This window comes from Deefgea tanakiae (assembly GCF_019665765.1).
Taxonomy (GTDB): Bacteria; Pseudomonadota; Gammaproteobacteria; order Burkholderiales; family Chitinibacteraceae; genus Deefgea; species Deefgea tanakiae.
In genome coordinates this window covers 3091532-3107483 of sequence record NZ_CP081150.1, presented here as the reverse complement: position 1 = coordinate 3107483, position 15952 = coordinate 3091532, and the positions used below count along the sequence as shown (strand labels likewise).

Here is a 15952-nt window from a genome sequence, read left to right as displayed (position 1 = left end):
AGAATAGCTCAAAGCATCTTTACAATATCTTCATCGGATGGCCATTGCCCAGTTACTGCCTTTAACACTTCGAGCGTAATGCACTCGACTTCCTCCTCAATTGCATATATTGCCGCACTGTTGAGTAAGTCTGAAACTTCCCCTACAACGCCCCGAGTAACTTGAAATATCAGGGAACTCAGTTCTGCATCATCTAGCCCTGATGGTTTGCGCAAAGGTAAGGCCATTTCAAAACCAACTAGCAGCTCCAAAAAATCCATGTCATCGGCAAAGCGTGCCAATGGAAGTCGTTTTAGCCGGCTGTACATCTGGGGATCACTTTTGATTGCATTTAAAACTTCGATCGTTCCTGCACAAACCACTGGCCGGCGTAATTCGTTCATCAAGTACTTAATTGAATTGAGCCCTTTACGCTGAGCATTTGCACTGCCTTCCAAAACATTATGAAGTTCATCAATCAACAAAATTCGTAAACCGACACGATGTAATAAATTGATTGCCGCTTTGCGTAAATCTTGTAACTTTGAATTGGCCGGCATCTTCGCCCCAAGCTTGTTCAGGATTTCAGGATATATCCCTTTCTGAGCGACTTCTGGATACTGAACAACAAGCACAGGTACCACCGCAGCTTCACCATCAGGATTATCGCTGGCACGATGATTACGCAAAAATTCGTCAAAAATCGAGCTCTTGCCCATCAGGGAACGTCCGACCAATAAACGACCTTGAGGCCGTACGGCATCTTCCATTCGGCACAGTACTTCCAACTCGATTAATATTTCTTCTGCTCGTTTGTGACAAATAAATCGATCCCGACGAATGTATTCAATTCTACTGGCGTTATCAGCGTCTGCCATCTGGGCTGCTGCAGGTGCTAAATGAGGGTAACGCTGCTCAGCGGTCATCATCAGAGTCCTCTTTTTTTAAGGAAAATGGATCTGCAGCACGAACCTTATCACGCAACGCCTTCAAGCGATCTGGATCTATTTTTTGTTTACCTGGTGTTTTAGCTTGCGCCTTGGAAATAGGAGGTGCAGGCTGCACTAAAGCCTCTTGGGCACGACGCCGTGCCTTATCGCCTTCCAAACGCTGACGTTTGGTTCTTTTGGCGGCACTTTCCTTCATATCCTCGCGGCGTAACTGACTCTCATAACGTTGATCCAAGAATTGCTCCGTAGGATTGCCTCTGCTTCGTTTGCGCGCATCACGCTCCCAAAGGCTAATCGGGCTTTTACGAAGATCAGCGAACGGCACTTCGATATAATTACTATTTGGTACAAAGTAGAGCCAAACCTTTGAAATATTGCGAGGATCGTAGCGAACCTCAAACTTTCGGTCCTCAAGCGTCTTTGTTAGATCAACCGCATCGCTGATCAAAGTCAGAGCACCACTATGGTATTCCTCAGCCAAAATGTTGATGACGCCATTGCGTACAGTCCGACGCTCGAATGGCATCAAAGATATACGAAGTGATAAGGGATCACTTGGCCTGTCCGGCAACCCCGTAGGAGGCATAATGTCGCCCTCAAATACGCCTTGTCTCCATTTCAGCAGCGGTGATTTACCTTCCATGCCATCACCAGAGTGTTCACGCAGATGATAATCATTGACCAAAAACTCTGTAAAAAAGGACTCGAATTCTGCAATCGTAAATATCGATCGCCCCTCAGAATCATATTCGCCACGCTCAACTGGATTTGAGAATTTAGTACCAGGGACGCTTTTAAATTCATACATGAACGTACGAAATGCACTCTCAACGTGCCCCCCAAAATTGGGGGCTCCTACCGGTCGATCCCGCAATGTGAAACGATAGCGCTGACGTGCACCATGCATCATCCGACCATTTAGTTCAGCTGCATTGTCGACCAGAATGAGGTCAGGAAACCCCCAGCAGGGCCATTCACCATGCACACCCTGAGCACGTAAATAATCTTCTTTAGGCAAAAACGCATGAGCTAAAGCTAAGCCGGTCGACAAGGTACTTGGTGGGTCAAACGTGAGGCAGAATCCGAGCACCATGCGGCTATATGCATCGATAACCAACGTCAACCAAGGATCACCAATCGGCAAACGATCAATTTCATCCACTAAACAAATCTGGAGTGGCGTATGGTCAACCTGAATAATTGCTAGAGGATAGTCTTTGTTTGGCAAATGGCCAGCCTTGGTTCGAAATGCATCCGCAGCTTTTTTCTTTTGTCCTTGAGCTTCTAATTTTTGCTTAAGCGGCACCTCGCGCTCAAACTTGCGAAGCGTAGAAAGGCTAATCTGTTGCCAGCCATTCTTTCGGCAAACGCCATTGATTAATTGCAATATTGCCGGAACTGTTTTGGGAGTGGGAATAAAACGATGTGTCTTCAGATGCTCTTGAATAAGATCAATAACTTCGGCCTTTACCCGGTTTTTGCCAACATCCGAGCGTACGCTTCTCAATAGTGCATCTGCTACGCCATGAGTCTTCACTATTTGCAAACGGCGATATGCAGTTGCTTCGTTATAACCGAAGCGTTCACAAAGTTGTTGAATCAAGTTCTTGCGCTCACTTCGTGCAGCCTGCTGAATCGCAAGCAGTAGCTGAAATTCTTCAACTGCTACTTGACGCTCCTGAATCTGCTCTGGGGATAACTCGCTCTCAGGAGGGAGTTGCCGAATGATTCGGGCGTTACTCTGAGGCATACTTATTTGATTTGGTGAGGAATTGTCGCCCTCATCAACAATCGAATCAGAATCCGATGCGCTTGCAGTTATTGGTGGCAGAAGCTTCTCAACAGAGAGAAACTCTGGCCTTCCATCTCGCACTCGTGCAGCAAGCACACGATCAAAACTCTGAATGTGCAAAATACGCCAATTTTCGCCTTCATAACAAACTAGTGCGTTTTCACCTAACCGAATTTGATTAGACATTGCCCCTCGCTTTGATCAGAGTATTCAATGTAAGCGGGGCCTTAAGATCGGCAACAACAGTTTGTAAAGCGATCAATCGATAACAAGTAGGAAGAAGCTTTGCCCGTTCCTCCAAGGATTTAGATAACTGTCCTGCCCACGCCTCAAGTGAAAGCACAGAATGTTCGACCAGCACAGCTAACAACGCACTCTCATAACGAGACTCTACATCTCGTTCCACATAACGTAATAGAAAGCGCACATTGGCCAGGTAAGGCGTACGGATTTCACTTTCGCGCACAACCTTGAATTCCCAGCCACGTCTTGCTGCAAATACGCGAGCGGCGGCCCATTTCTGTTCATTTTCCGTTGAATTTTCAGTGCGTGGAGGTCCTCGACGGCGAGGTGATTTCGAGGCTTCGTTGAAATCAGGCTTAACCTCACAAAGAACAGGCGACAAGTTTGCCGACTCCTGTAAATCTTTTCGGTAGCGCACCAAAACGTCTGGAGTGTAAGTCCTAATCTTTTTTGCATCATCTAGCCATTCAACGGTGACTGGTTGTGCCTCAAAACTTTCGATCAGCCGATTAAAGCGCAGTAAGGTGAAAAAATCTTCTTCAAGGGTAGATTCAAATACTTGTCCATCAGGAACTGTCCCTGTGACCTTAACTGGACTTCGAGTAATTCGTCTTGTTGGCATAATTACCACACGCGCAGCATCAATGATTTGCGCAGCCCATAGCTGCACCTTTAAGCCAATATAGACAGTTTTCAGGGGGGGTTCTTATTTAATTCTGAGTAATTCTTAATTAATAAAATCTTTCCCAGTGGCAGTGTGCCGCAGCCGGGCGAGATTTCACTCGCACATCACGGGGTGCTCTTCCTTGATGAACTCCCTGAATTTGACCGCAAAGTTTTAGAAGTGCTGCGTGAGCCTTTAGAGAACGGCAAAATTCATATCTCCCGTGCCGCACGGCAAGCTGAGTTTCCGGCTCGGTTTCAGTTAGTCGCTGCGATGAATCCTTGCCCCTGTGGCTATCTTGGCCACCCGCAAAAAGCCTGTCGATGTTCGCCTGAGCAAATCGCTCGTTATCGTGGACGAATTTCTGGGCCACTACTTGACCGCATCGATATGGTGGTCGAAGTGCCCGCCATTCCTGAAAGCGTGTTATTGGCACGTGGTGAGGGCGAAGGGAGTTTGCCGGTACGAGAGCGAGTCGGCGCAGCGCGGCAACGGCAACAGACTCGGCAAGGCCAGCACAACGCCGCTTTACTCGGCGCATTTTTGGACGAGTATTGTCAGCCTGATGCTGCGGGCTTGGCTTTGTTGCAAAGCGCAGTACAAAAGCTCGGTTGGTCGGCGCGCGCCTATCATCGAGTCTTGCGCGTAGCGCGCACGATTGCTGATTTGGCCGAAAGCCCGTCAATTACAAAAGCGCATCTGGCTGAGGCGATTCAATATCGGCGTGGCATTGAGTAGATGTATTCCCTTGTGGGTCTTTTTTAGTAAGGCTTGCATGGCAATACATAAAATCCATAGTCCACGAAAGACAAGAAAAATGCACTAATTAAACTGAAGAAGCTCGAATCAAGTTCAGCACAGAAAACTTGCAGGAAGGAACGACTTATTGATTCCATCGGTTTTTAAGCACGAGAAAATAATCAAAACTTATGTTCTTCGTTTGATTTTTTCGTGCCTTTCGTGTTTTTCGTGGACTCAAGCTTTCCCGTTCTCTGCTAGACTTCATCCCAATCATTTTTACCGGTTTCACGTGAAACAATGGCAGCTCCTAAATACGACGAATCTTCCGTCAAGGTCTTAAAAGGCCTTGATCCTGTCCGCCACCGTCCTGGCATGTACACCCGCACCGACAATCCACTGCACATTTGCCAAGAGGTCATCGACAACGCGGCAGATGAAGCGCTCGGTGGCTATGCAACGCAAATCGACGTTACGCTGTACCGCAATCAATCGCTGCGCGTACAAGACAATGGCCGTGGCATTCCGGTTGGATTACACCCCGACGAGGGCGTGCCGACGGTGCAGTTGGTGTTTACGCAATTGCATGCGGGTGGCAAGTTCGACAAAAAAGACGGCGGCGCGTATGCGTTCTCGGGTGGTTTGCACGGCGTGGGTGTATCGGTTACCAATGCTTTGTCGACTCGGCTAGAGGTAGAAGTACGCCGCGAAGGGCAAATCAATCGTCTGGTATTCTCTGGCGGTGATGTCATTGAGCCACTATCTGTGCTTGGCACGTGCGCGAAGAAAGACACCGGTACACGCGTGTTTGTTGAGCCCGATGCTAAGTATTTTGATAGCGCCACGATTCCACTGGCCGATCTCGAGCACGTCCTCAAATCTAAAGCGGTGTTGTTGCCCGGTCTGATCGTGACGCTGACGGTTGAGCAAGCCAGCGGCGAAATGTTGGAAAAACGCTGGTGTTATCCCGATGGTTTGCTCGGCTATTTGAATGAGCAAGTCGCTGGTTTCACGCAGCTGGTGCCGATTTTGCAAGGCGAGAAATACATCGAGGGCGAAGACGAAACCTTTAGCCGTGGCGAAGGTTGTGCTTGGGCGCTGACGTGGACCGAAGACGGTGCGGTGAATCGCGAATCATATGTGAATCTGATTCCAACACCAGCCGGCGGCACGCACGAAAGCGGCTTGCGCGATGGCGTGTTTCAAGTCGTCAAAACATTTATCGATTTTCATAATTTGCTGCCGAAGGGCGTCAAATTACTGCCGGAAGATTTATTCAGCCGCTGCTCATTTGTATTGTCGGCCAAAGTACTGGATCCGCAGTTCCAAGGTCAAACCAAAGACAAACTCACCAGTCGTGACGGGCTAAAGCTGGTCTCCGCGATGGTTCGTTCGCCATTTGAATTGTGGTTGAACGAGCACGTTGATTTGGGAAAAAAACTCGCTGAACTGGCGATTCGTGCTGCGCAATCGCGGCAGAAAAACGCGACCAAAGTCGAAAAGAAAAAGTCATCTGGCGTTGCCGTATTGCCGGGTAAATTGACCGATTGCGCGTCGGATGAAACCGAGCGCTGCGAGTTATTCCTCGTCGAGGGGGATTCGGCGGGCGGTTCGGCCAAAATGGGCCGTGATAAAGATTTCCAAGCAATTCTGCCCTTGCGCGGTAAGGTGCTCAATACTTGGGAAGTCGATAAAGATCAGATTTTCGGCAATAACGAAGTTCACGATATGGCCGTTGCGATTGGCGTTGATCCACATACGCTCGATAGCGCGGCAGATTTGAGCGGACTGCGTTACGGCAAAGTGATCATCATGTCCGATGCGGACGTGGATGGTTCGCACATTCAAGTACTGCTGCTGACGTTGTTTTATCGTCATTTTCCGCAGTTGGTTGCCAATGGCCATATCTATGTCGCGCAACCACCGCTGTACCGTGTTGATGTGGGTGGCAGTGGTAAAAACAAACCGCCGCGCAAATTTTACGCGCTCGACGAAGGCGAATTGACGGCAATTTTGGACAAGCTCAAAGGTGAAAAACTACGCGAATCGGCGTGGAATATTTCGCGTTTCAAAGGCTTGGGTGAAATGAATGCTGAGCAATTGTTCGACACGACGATGAATCCCGACACCCGCCGTGTGATGCGCGTGGCAATTCATTCTGACGTCGCCGCCAACACGCGTGACGTGATGAATATGCTGATGAGCAAATCCGAAGCCAGCTCCCGCCGTGCCTGGCTCGAAGCACGTGGGAATGAGGTTGAAGCGGATCTCTGACTTTTAATGCTATGTATTGCTATGTAGGCATTGATAGTAAACGCTTGTGTGGCAATACGTATCGACTATGTGTAATTCGCTTCGCTCAATGAAGCAGCCAAACTTACCCGAAGACAAAATACTAAAGCTGCTCGTTTGCCTATTCAATCAAATTGAAGCCAAACACGGAACACAAACAGATAAATTAAACAGCTGTTTTCCTAATGAAATCGTAGGACCGTAGGGCGGCAATGAGCGCAGTCAATTGCGCCGAATGAGCCGAACACATCGCTACGCTCATCAGCACTCTACGATATTTGCCGTACGCGGTTTAAAAATGAAATTAAAAAATTCGATAAAAGCCAAACGATCGGGCTAGATAAAATGGTCGAATGGCTATTGGTCGATGCGATCTCAGAAGCAACAGTTCGCACGTTTCGCGAACTGTGGGCAATGGCGCTGCATGGTCAATACGCAAAATGGTCGATGATTTTTACAACATCACAATGGAAAGAGCCACAATCCTCATTGCACAAAACCAGCCCATGCTCGACATAGAAAAACTGCGTGAGAGTATGCACTTGCTCGTACATTCGCTAAGCGAGAGTGATCTTTTGGCGGTAACTTGAAAGCAAATAAAAAGCTGGCTAGAACCACTAGCCAGCTTTTATAAGGACTACGTTTAGTTATTTTGCAAGCTTCAACGGCACTGGCAATTTAATCAACATAAACTCATTGTCATCTGCTTGCTTTGTTCCCATATGGCGACCGACGCTGAATGGATAGTTGTTGTCATTGAGTACGCCAAGCGTGTTTTCATCGATCACAACAACGTCTTCAATCGTGACAAATGGCATGGCGAATATGCTGCCCAAGCCAATATCGCCATTGCTGGACTTACCACTAATCCCACTTGGATCTTTAACATCCATCAGATTCACCAATTCAGTCTTTTCAACAAAATCGCCTGCTTTGCCGAGTTTCACTTTAAACAGCTTTTTAAAGCCATTTAGATCACCCTGACTGTTGTCACGCTCGATAATGATGCCTTCTTCAGCGTTGTACATAATGAAATCGCCAATATTGCTGCCTTTCGCATCCAATTTGTACTTGAATGTTTTGCCAGTGTATTTACGAGTCGCAAGATCAAACTCATTAATCAATAGCGTTTTCTCATCGTGACCCACGAGCGGCAACTCAAGCAGCGGATATAGCTTGCTGCCATCGCTGGAAAGTGCCATTCCTTCAAAACCACCTGAGCGCTTAACGCGGAAAGAGTTGCTCATCGCAGTGCTGCGATATGGCCAGTACAAACCTGCCATCCACGGTGTGTTTTTACCATTTTCATCCTGCATATTGGTGCCATCGTCACTGTCTGCAGTTGGATAAATTGGGAAATCACCGAATAGATACACAGTACGAATCGCAGGGAATTTCTCTTGCACGCGCAACAAGGTACGGAAGTCGAAACTTTGGATATCAGCACGCGCCTCCATCTTGTTGGCGACAATCACACCGGCCAGCGTATCGGCCATTTGCTCAAAGCCTACGGTGCGGTCTTTGTAGACTTTGCCGTGATTATCTTTATCGCTGCGCGGATTAATTTTGGTCTCAATGTTAAAGCGTACGGTTTTCGCATTCGCAACGCGTTTAGTCGCATCAGGATGTGCTTTACCAGCGCCAACACTGTAATAATCGATATAGGCGGTCACCAAATCAAACACGTCTTGCGTTTTTGGTAATACGTATGGGCTTGTATAGCCCTTCGATGTTGCCATAGCGGCAGATACTGGCGAAAGTGCAATATCGTTTTTCTGATCTGCGCCACGGAATAGCTTGTCGCAAATATATTGGCTTTGCATTTCGGCTAAGGTGAGGTCTTTCATCAGCACTTCTTGACTGATGTTGTCGTAAGGCTTGCCATCAGTACGACGACATTTTTGCGTTTCGATATAAGGGTCGTGCTTCAGTACCGAAATGCCATCTTTGGAAATACCTGAATCGGTTTCCAGCGTCGTCATCAAGTTATCTAGTGCCGCTTCCATTGCGGGTAGCGTATTTTCAGGACGCAAATTGCGCGCGCCACGATGACCTTGCGCATCAAACTTAGTCTGATCGATTAAACCATCTTTGGTGAGGTAATCGCCGGCCACGCCGTCTTTATTCGCATCAAACTCTTTCACTGCCGTATAAAGCAAATCAGGACGATCCGTAATGATGCCGTTGACACCCGCTTTCAACAGCTCAGTCATCCGAGCCTTGTCATTCACAGTCCAAGTCACCACTTGATAGCCGGCACTTTTTAGCGAAGCAACATCAAAAATCTCACTCGTTGCGGGGGTTAGTCCGGGTTGAGCGTTTTTGCCACGAGCGTAATGCGCATCTGCTGTTGATTTAACGCCATTCACATCGTATTTCAACATCACATTGTAGGGCGAAAAGACGGGAGCGCGTTTTCCGCCAAATTGCTGTGCATGCGCCCGAACTGCATTCATGATACGAACCGCACTGCCCTCTTCAGCATACGGATTTTGTGGAGAACGAAGCTCCTGACCGACATTTTCGTTGTCCATCAGTTTGATCGGCGCTTCAAGTAATACGCCATTTGCATCGGTGTGAATCAGGAATGGGCCAAATTCGTCACCGAACCACAAGGTGCCATCCGGCGCACGCTGCATCGATTCAATATCAAAATCAGCACCAGTTAAGATACGATCTTTGCTGAACTGATTGGTAATCGCAAAAGGAATCAATTTGTTGGGGTCTTTCAATTCAATGAATTTCTCGACCTTAATACTGCCATCGCCGCTGCTTGCCGTTTTGAAATTTGGTCGGATGGTGTATACGCGCAAATTGAAGTCGGCCGAGTTTTCTAAACTACCATAGCCGTTGTCAGACATCGCCAAGAAGCTGCCATCTGCATTTTTCAAAATGGCAGAAAAGCCCTGAACGGGCTGCTTGGCAAATGGCACAGCCTGTCCATTCGTGCTTGAACCACCCAAATATTGGCCAGAAAGAGGACCATCTGCAAACGTAGCGGCGGGCAAAACGGCACGGCCACTCAATTGAGGTGCTTGAGGCGCTGTTGTCTCTGGCGCAATAATTGGATTATCACTCCCTCCACACGCACTTAGCAGTAATGGCGCCGCGACTATCGCGGCCAACATAATACTTTTTTGTTTTGACATTGCTTTGACGCTCCCTTGTGAATACTGAATGCGCGATCTTATGGGAGTGTCATTACTGAAATATCTCGATAAAAAGACGTCAGCATGACATTTTTAATGCTGTTTTATGACTCAAGAATCAGAGCCTTTGATTTCTCTAAACATTTCAATTCGATCTAAGTGCAAACCCTAGTAGCGTCAAACTTGATCTTTTTTGCGCTGTTCAGCACTTCATTTCATGGAAAAATAACGCGCGCACAACAAAGCGGGGTCATTGATATTTTGCTTTCATTGAAAGCATACATTTGCTTTCTTATTGCTTAAAACCACAAAAAAACTAAGGCTTATTAATCGAAAAATTTTGCTTTATTCGATAAAAAACAAGCATTTAGCTCTGCATAACAGCAAAAATCTGCGACAATGCGCGATTAGCCCCGTTTGTGAACAGTATGAACCCCACTCATTCCCCGATTTATGACTTGCCTGCTGGCGTAAAGCCGCGCAAACCTGCCCCTTTCTTGCCGATGAGCCGCAAGGAAATGGATCAGCTCGGCTGGGATGAGTGCGACATCATCATCGTGACGGGCGACGCCTATATCGATCATCCAAGTTTTGGCATGGCACTGTTGGGGCGTTTGCTCGAAGCGCAGGGCTTCCGTGTTGGGATTATTTGCCAGCCCGATTGGCTGTCTGCCGATGCCTTTAAGCAACTCGGTAAACCACGACTGTATTTTGGCGTGACGTCGGGTAATATGGATTCGATGATCAACCGCTACACAGCTGATAAAAAACCGCGTTCAGACGACGCGTACACCGCAGGCGGGATGGCGGGCAATCGCCCAGATCGCGCCTTGAATGTGTACTGCCAACGCTGCCGCGAAGCGTATCCGGGCGTGCAAATTATGGCCGGCGGTATCGAAGCCAGCTTGCGCCGTATCGCACAGTACGACTACTGGAGCGACAAAATACGCCAATCGGCGCTAATCTATTCCAAAGCTGATATTTTGCTATTTGGTAACGCTGAACGCGCTTTGGTTGAGGTCACCCAGCGCGTTGCTGCGGGCGAAAAAATGAGCGAAATCCGCGATGTGCGCGGTACTGCTTTCTTAGCGCCAAAAGGCTGGTTGCCAGCGGGTTGGGTTGAGCTTGATTCATCGGTGGTCGATATTCCGGGCAAGGTTGAAGCGCACCCTAACCCGTATGCGATGGAAGACGAAAAGCAGCAAGCTGCAGCGGCCGATACGTCGAGTAATGATGTTAAAACAATCCAAATTGTTTCACGTGAAGCACGCCTTGCGGCGCGCCGCGAAGTGCGTGGCCGCACCGTGATTCGCATTCCATCGTTTGAAACGGTCACCCATGATCCGGTCAGCTACGCGCACGCTAGCCGTACTTTGCATTTGGAATCCAATCCGGGCAATGCACGTGCGCTGGTGCAGCAGCATGGCGAGCGCGATGTGTGGATGAATCCACCACCTATTCCGCTAGAAACCGCCGAAATGGATTACGCATTCGACCAATACTTTGCGCGTAACCCACACCCAAGTTATGGCGACCAAGTGATTCCAGCATGGGACATGATTCGTTTTTCGATCAATATTATGCGCGGCTGTTTTGGCGGCTGTACGTTTTGCTCGATTACTGAGCATGAAGGCCGCATCATCCAAAGCCGCTCGGAAGGCTCGGTGTTGCGCGAGATTGAAGAAATTCGCGATAAAACCGAAGGCTTTACTGGCCATATTTCCGACTTGGGTGGGCCAACCGCGAATATGTACCGTCTGGCCTGTAAAGACCCAAAAATCGAAAAATCATGCCGTCGCTTGAGCTGTGTCTATCCCGGCATTTGCGAAAATCTAAACACCGATCACAGCAGTTTGATTCAGCTGTATCGCAAAGCGCGCAAGATTCCGGGCGTGAAGAAAATCACCATCGGCTCAGGTTTGCGCTATGACTTGGCGGTAACTCAGCCCGAATATGTCAAAGAATTGGTCACGCATCATGTATCGGGTTATTTGAAAATTGCCCCTGAGCATACCGAAGAGGGGCCGCTCTCAAAAATGATGAAACCAGGCATCGGTACGTTTGAGAAATTCAAAGCGATGTTCGACAAATTCAGCGCAGAAGCGGGCAAAAAGCAGTATTTGATTCCCTACTTTATCGCCGCCCATCCGGGAACGTCGGATGAAGACATGCTGAACTTGGCGCTGTGGCTAAAGAAAAATGATTTCCGTCCCGACCAAGTGCAAGCGTTTACGCCAACGCCAATGGCGATGGCCACGACAATGTGGCATACCAAGCGCAATCCGCTCAAACGCATTCATCGCAGCTCGGAAAAAGTCGACATCATCAAGGACGAAAAACGCCGTAAAGCGCATAAAGCGTTCTTGCGTTATCACGATCCGAAAAACTGGGCGCTACTGCGCGAAACATTGCGCGAGATGGGTCGCGCCGATTTGATCGGTAATAGTCCGAAACATCTGATTCCGATGGAAACACCGGAAGAACGCGCCATGCAAGCGCCGCGTGGTAACGCCCGAGGTGGTGGTGGACCAGGCTCAGTCGGTAAAATACCTAACCGGAGTAATGGTCAGCGAAACACGACAAACAATGGCCAGCGGGCGATACCCCGTGGCAATGCCGCAGTGAAACCTACGGGTGGAAAACCCGTTGGCAAACCACTCAGCGCTCGCCCAACTGGTACCAAACCTGCGGCAACATTAAGCAAAAAACCGCGCCCGCGCTAAGATTTTCTTCTTGAAACTAAAAAAGGTCGGCAATCTGTGCCGACCTTTTTTATTATATAAAACTCAAAGAATTAATTGCGGCTAGGGCTAATTTTGAAAATCCGCCCCATCGGTTGGCTACTTTGCGGGCCAAACCAACGGTTATAAATAGCTAGAGCTTCCCCTGACGTTTCCATATCGACTAAAGCATTATTCACTGCCGCTTGTAGTGTTTTCTCATTTTTTGGCATGCCAACGCTCAAAATCTTTAAGTCCAAAGCAAACTCACTCACCTCAAATTGACCACGTTGCGCAGCAGGAATTTTACCCTGTGATGCCATCATGACTGGGCCATCGCCCAACATTCCATCGACAACACCAGCCGCAACAGCTTTGAGCATTTCGGGTGTGTCCTCAAACTCAGCCAATTTAGCCTTTGGAAATAATTTGCGCATTAATTTAGCTTCACTTGAGCCGGCAGGGACGGCAATATGACCAGTCGCTAAGTCTTTTTCATTTTTAAACAGGCCCTTTTTTGCCAATACGCGAGTATCCGTTACAAAATAGCCTGTGCTAAAAGCGACCTCTTTCTCGCGCTCAGTGGTGCGCGAGAAATCTGCAATGACGATATCGACTTTATTTTCTTTGAGCCAAGGAATTCGATTCTCAGACTCTAGGGTTTTAAAGATGGGTTTTACATTGAGCCGCTTGGCAATCCCAAGGGCGAAATCGATGTCATAGCCTGTTAAAGTACGTGTCTTTGCGTCCATCTGTGAAAATGGCGGCGAGGAGTCTTTGACCCCAATCACAATCTGGCCGTTGCTTTTAATTGCTTCTAGTGAGGCCGCTTGTGCAAATTGAAAAGCAAAGACAATTGCTAAGGCCGTGCCGATTCTAAACATGGTCATTCCTTGTCATAAATTGGGGCTATTCAGTTCACATAAGGCGGTATGAAACAGCTTGTTTTGGCGTGCTGTATGTCAACATAGTTTTTATATTGCCTATGTCAACAAAGACTTACGCACACTAAGCAATTATGCGAGCAGGATAACCTTATTCATTGAGGAATCAGATGGGAAAGCAAACCGTGACCATTTTTGCAGAAATGCTCAGCACGATACGCTAGCAAAAATATCGGTATGCGCATCCAGAAAATCGGCGGCGGCCCGTTTATCGGTAAACGTTTGTGGCGCGAGTAAATTGGCTTCGTGCAGAATACCAAGCAAATCCGCATCGTCAGTAAACGCCATTTTTTTACCAAACAACACCATCCATTCACCCGCAATATTCAAAATCCGCGCATGCAGTTTGGGTTCGTGGCTGCGCACTTGCGCCAGCGTATAGAGATTAATGCCATTAAATTGCAGAGTCATATTCAAGTCTTTCAAGCAATTAAAAAGATGCGATCAAAACCATCGCACGAAAAATGCATCTTGCCTTGCTGCTAGGTACTTGGCGAATTTAATTCATCCAATTGACTCATTTCCTTATCTAGGCACGTGTGTATTGATTCCACTGTCATCAGATGTTCATGCTTTTGTCGTTAGTCTGAAAAACTAAGCGCCTATCCTTGTCTGATTTTTAACGGGAACAATGCAATGAAAATCCGTGCTTCAGTCTTGGCGATGTTCGCTATACCTTTATTCTTGGCCGCGTGTGGCGGTTCATCACCAGAAGCGACTCCGGTTCCAACACCTACATCAGCACCAACACCAACACCGATCCCAGCCACACCGATTGAAGTGAAAATGTTGGGCATTAACGACTTTCATGGCAATCTCAAAGCAGACGGTACGCTGACCATCCCTGATCCTGCCGATCCAACTAAAACCATCAAAGTTGCCGCCGGTGGCAGCGAGTATCTGGCGACCTGGCTTAAAACACTGAAAGCCAAAAATCCAAACAACATCATCGTCTCTGCTGGCGATTTGATTGGTGCTAGCCCTTTGCTTTCAGCACTGTTTCACGATGAACCAACAATTGAAGCAATGAATGAAATGGGTTTAGAGCTCAATGCGGTCGGCAATCATGAGTTTGATGAAGGCAGTACCGAGTTGATGCGTATGCAAAATGGCGGCTGCCATCCGACTGATGGCTGCAAAACAGCCACGACCTTTGGCGGCGCTAAGTTTAAATTCTTGGCTGCCAATGTCGTTGATAGCAAAACCGGCAAAACGATTTTCCCTGAGTATCATGTGAAAGAATTTGGCGGCGTTAAAGTCGCGTTTATCGGGATGACCTTAAAAAATACGCCAGCGATTGTCACCCCATCAGGCGTAGCAGGGCTGACGTTCAAAGATGAAGCCGAGACTGTCAATGCTTTGGTACCCAAACTCAAAGCGCAAGGCATTGAATCGATTGTGGTGATCGTGCACGAAGGCGCCACGCAGTTGGGAGGTTTGAATGAATGTAAAGGCGTCTCAGGGGCGATTGTCGATATCGTGAAGCGCCTCGATCCCGCTGTCGACGCGATTGTGTCAGGCCATACCCACCAAGCCTACAACTGCCAAATCAATGGCAAACTGGTCACCAGCGCCAATCAATATGGCCGGATGATTTCAGAGATTGACCTTACTTTGGACCCGAAAACCCGCGACGTAATCAAATCTTCAGCAAAAAATATTGTTGTCACCAACGATGTGGCCAAAGATGCCGCGCAAACGGCCATTATTACTAAGTACGATGCCTTAGTAAAACCACTAGAAAATCGCGTGGTCGGCACGATTGCGGGAAGTTTGCTCAGAGCTGCTAATGCAGCGGGCGAGAGTACGCTTGGTGATGTGATTGCCGATGCACAATTAGCGGCGACCTCAGGCGCAACCGTGGGCGCAGCACAAATTGCGTTTATGAATCCGGGTGGCGTTCGCGCCGATTTGATCCCGGTGGCAGGGCAAGTGACTTATGGCCAACTGTTCACGACCCAACCTTTTGGCAATACCTTGGTCTCGATGACACTCACTGGCGCGCAAATCAAAGAGTTGCTCGAGCAACAATTTGCGGGCTACACCAATAATCAAACATCAAATCGGATTTTGCTGGTTTCCAATGGCTTTAGCTACAGCTGGGATTCAACACTAGCTGCGGGGCAAAAAGTCGATGCTGCCAATATCAAACTCAATGGCGTAGCGCTATCGAGCGTGATGAATTATCGCGTTACGGTAAATAACTATCTGGCCTCGGGCGGCGATTTATTCACGGTACTGACCAAGGGAACGAACATCCTCGGCGGCGCGCAAGACGTTGATGCGCTGGAAGCCTACATCAAAGCCACTCCTAACCTCGCTGTACCAACACTGAACCGTGTAGTGAAAATCAAGTAATCGCAGCTTTGCAATGCGCCAAATCGGCGTCTTTAAAACTCAATACACCTCAATCAAATTTGATTGAGGTGTATTTACTTGCAAGCAATATAAACAATGGCTCTGCTTGAAATACATACACCA

10 protein-coding genes and 1 pseudogene are annotated in these 15952 nt (G+C 48.0%); 5 read left to right on the top strand and 6 right to left on the bottom strand.

Annotation, left to right across the window (positions count from 1 at the left end):
* Window positions 1–8 precede the first annotated feature (8 nt).
* The 3 genes from K4H28_RS14470 to K4H28_RS14460 are packed head-to-tail and all read right to left on the bottom strand — an operon-like array spanning window position 9 to window position 3634.
* Complete coding sequence (locus tag K4H28_RS14470; protein WP_221005850.1) at window positions 9–908, bottom strand: TniB family NTP-binding protein; 900 nt, start codon at window positions 906–908, stop codon at window positions 9–11.
* Window positions 895–2907, bottom strand: coding sequence for a TnsB C-terminal domain-containing protein (locus K4H28_RS14465; protein ID WP_221005849.1), 2013 nt, complete (start codon window positions 2905–2907; stop codon window positions 895–897). The genes K4H28_RS14470 and K4H28_RS14465 overlap by 14 nt, the downstream gene beginning before the upstream one ends.
* Window positions 2900–3634: a TnsA endonuclease N-terminal domain-containing protein gene (locus K4H28_RS14460; RefSeq protein WP_221005848.1), complete on the bottom strand. Its 735-nt coding sequence runs from the start codon at window positions 3632–3634 to the stop codon at window positions 2900–2902. Before K4H28_RS14460 ends, K4H28_RS14465 begins: the two co-directional genes overlap by 8 nt.
* Before the next feature lie 81 nt (window positions 3635–3715).
* Between K4H28_RS14460 and K4H28_RS14455 the strand changes: the two are divergent.
* The 3 genes and pseudogenes from K4H28_RS14455 to K4H28_RS14445 form a co-directional block, all read left to right on the top strand.
* Window positions 3716–4366: pseudogene (locus K4H28_RS14455) on the top strand (ATP-binding protein); the annotation flags it as partial.
* A gap of 300 nt (window positions 4367–4666) precedes the next feature.
* Window positions 4667–6640: a DNA topoisomerase IV subunit B gene (parE, locus tag K4H28_RS14450; RefSeq protein ID WP_221005847.1), complete on the top strand. Its 1974-nt coding sequence runs from the start codon at window positions 4667–4669 to the stop codon at window positions 6638–6640.
* Window positions 6641–7003: 363 nt separating this feature from the next.
* Window positions 7004–7177, top strand: a complete 174-nt coding sequence (locus K4H28_RS14445) for a hypothetical protein (protein ID WP_221005846.1) — start codon at window positions 7004–7006, stop codon at window positions 7175–7177.
* Window positions 7178–7305: 128 nt separating this feature from the next.
* Here K4H28_RS14445 and K4H28_RS14440 read toward each other — a convergent pair whose 3' ends face one another.
* Window positions 7306–9807: an esterase-like activity of phytase family protein gene (locus K4H28_RS14440; protein ID WP_221005845.1), complete on the bottom strand. Its 2502-nt coding sequence runs from the start codon at window positions 9805–9807 to the stop codon at window positions 7306–7308.
* Window positions 9808–10235: 428 nt separating this feature from the next.
* On the opposite strand from K4H28_RS14440, the gene K4H28_RS14435 reads away from it, so the two are divergent.
* Window positions 10236–12530, top strand: a complete 2295-nt coding sequence (locus K4H28_RS14435; protein ID WP_221005844.1) for a YgiQ family radical SAM protein — start codon at window positions 10236–10238, stop codon at window positions 12528–12530.
* A gap of 71 nt (window positions 12531–12601) precedes the next feature.
* On the opposite strand, the gene K4H28_RS14430 is transcribed toward K4H28_RS14435, so the two are convergent.
* On the bottom strand, window positions 12602–13411 hold the full coding sequence (locus K4H28_RS14430; RefSeq protein WP_221005843.1) for a transporter substrate-binding domain-containing protein: 810 nt from the start codon (window positions 13409–13411) through the stop codon (window positions 12602–12604).
* 207 nt (window positions 13412–13618) lie between these two features.
* A complete protein-coding gene (locus tag K4H28_RS14425; protein WP_221005842.1) occupies window positions 13619–13882 on the bottom strand; it encodes a hypothetical protein in 264 nt (87 codons plus the stop codon).
* 225 nt (window positions 13883–14107) lie between these two features.
* Here K4H28_RS14425 and K4H28_RS14420 point away from each other — a divergent pair, with 225 nt between their 5' ends.
* Window positions 14108–15829 carry a bifunctional metallophosphatase/5'-nucleotidase gene (locus K4H28_RS14420; protein WP_221005841.1) on the top strand — a complete coding sequence of 574 codons (1722 nt, stop codon included), beginning with the start codon at window positions 14108–14110 and terminating at the stop codon, window positions 15827–15829.
* The last annotated feature ends 123 nt before the right edge of the window (window positions 15830–15952 follow it).

Coding starts and splice junctions, on each gene's coding strand:
- K4H28_RS14470 (WP_221005850.1), bottom strand. CDS start 908: ATGATGACCGCTGAGCAGCGTTACCCTCATTTAGCACCTGCAGCAGCC.
- K4H28_RS14465 (WP_221005849.1), bottom strand. CDS start 2,907: ATGTCTAATCAAATTCGGTTAGGTGAAAACGCACTAGTTTGTTATGAA.
- parE (WP_221005847.1), top strand. CDS start 4,667: ATGGCAGCTCCTAAATACGACGAATCTTCCGTCAAGGTCTTAAAAGGC.
- K4H28_RS14445 (WP_221005846.1), top strand. CDS start 7,004: ATGGTCGAATGGCTATTGGTCGATGCGATCTCAGAAGCAACAGTTCGC.
- K4H28_RS14440 (WP_221005845.1), bottom strand. CDS start 9,807: ATGTCAAAACAAAAAAGTATTATGTTGGCCGCGATAGTCGCGGCGCCA.
- K4H28_RS14435 (WP_221005844.1), top strand. CDS start 10,236: ATGAACCCCACTCATTCCCCGATTTATGACTTGCCTGCTGGCGTAAAG.
- K4H28_RS14430 (WP_221005843.1), bottom strand. CDS start 13,411: ATGTTTAGAATCGGCACGGCCTTAGCAATTGTCTTTGCTTTTCAATTT.
- K4H28_RS14425 (WP_221005842.1), bottom strand. CDS start 13,882: ATGACTCTGCAATTTAATGGCATTAATCTCTATACGCTGGCGCAAGTG.
- K4H28_RS14420 (WP_221005841.1), top strand. CDS start 14,108: ATGAAAATCCGTGCTTCAGTCTTGGCGATGTTCGCTATACCTTTATTC.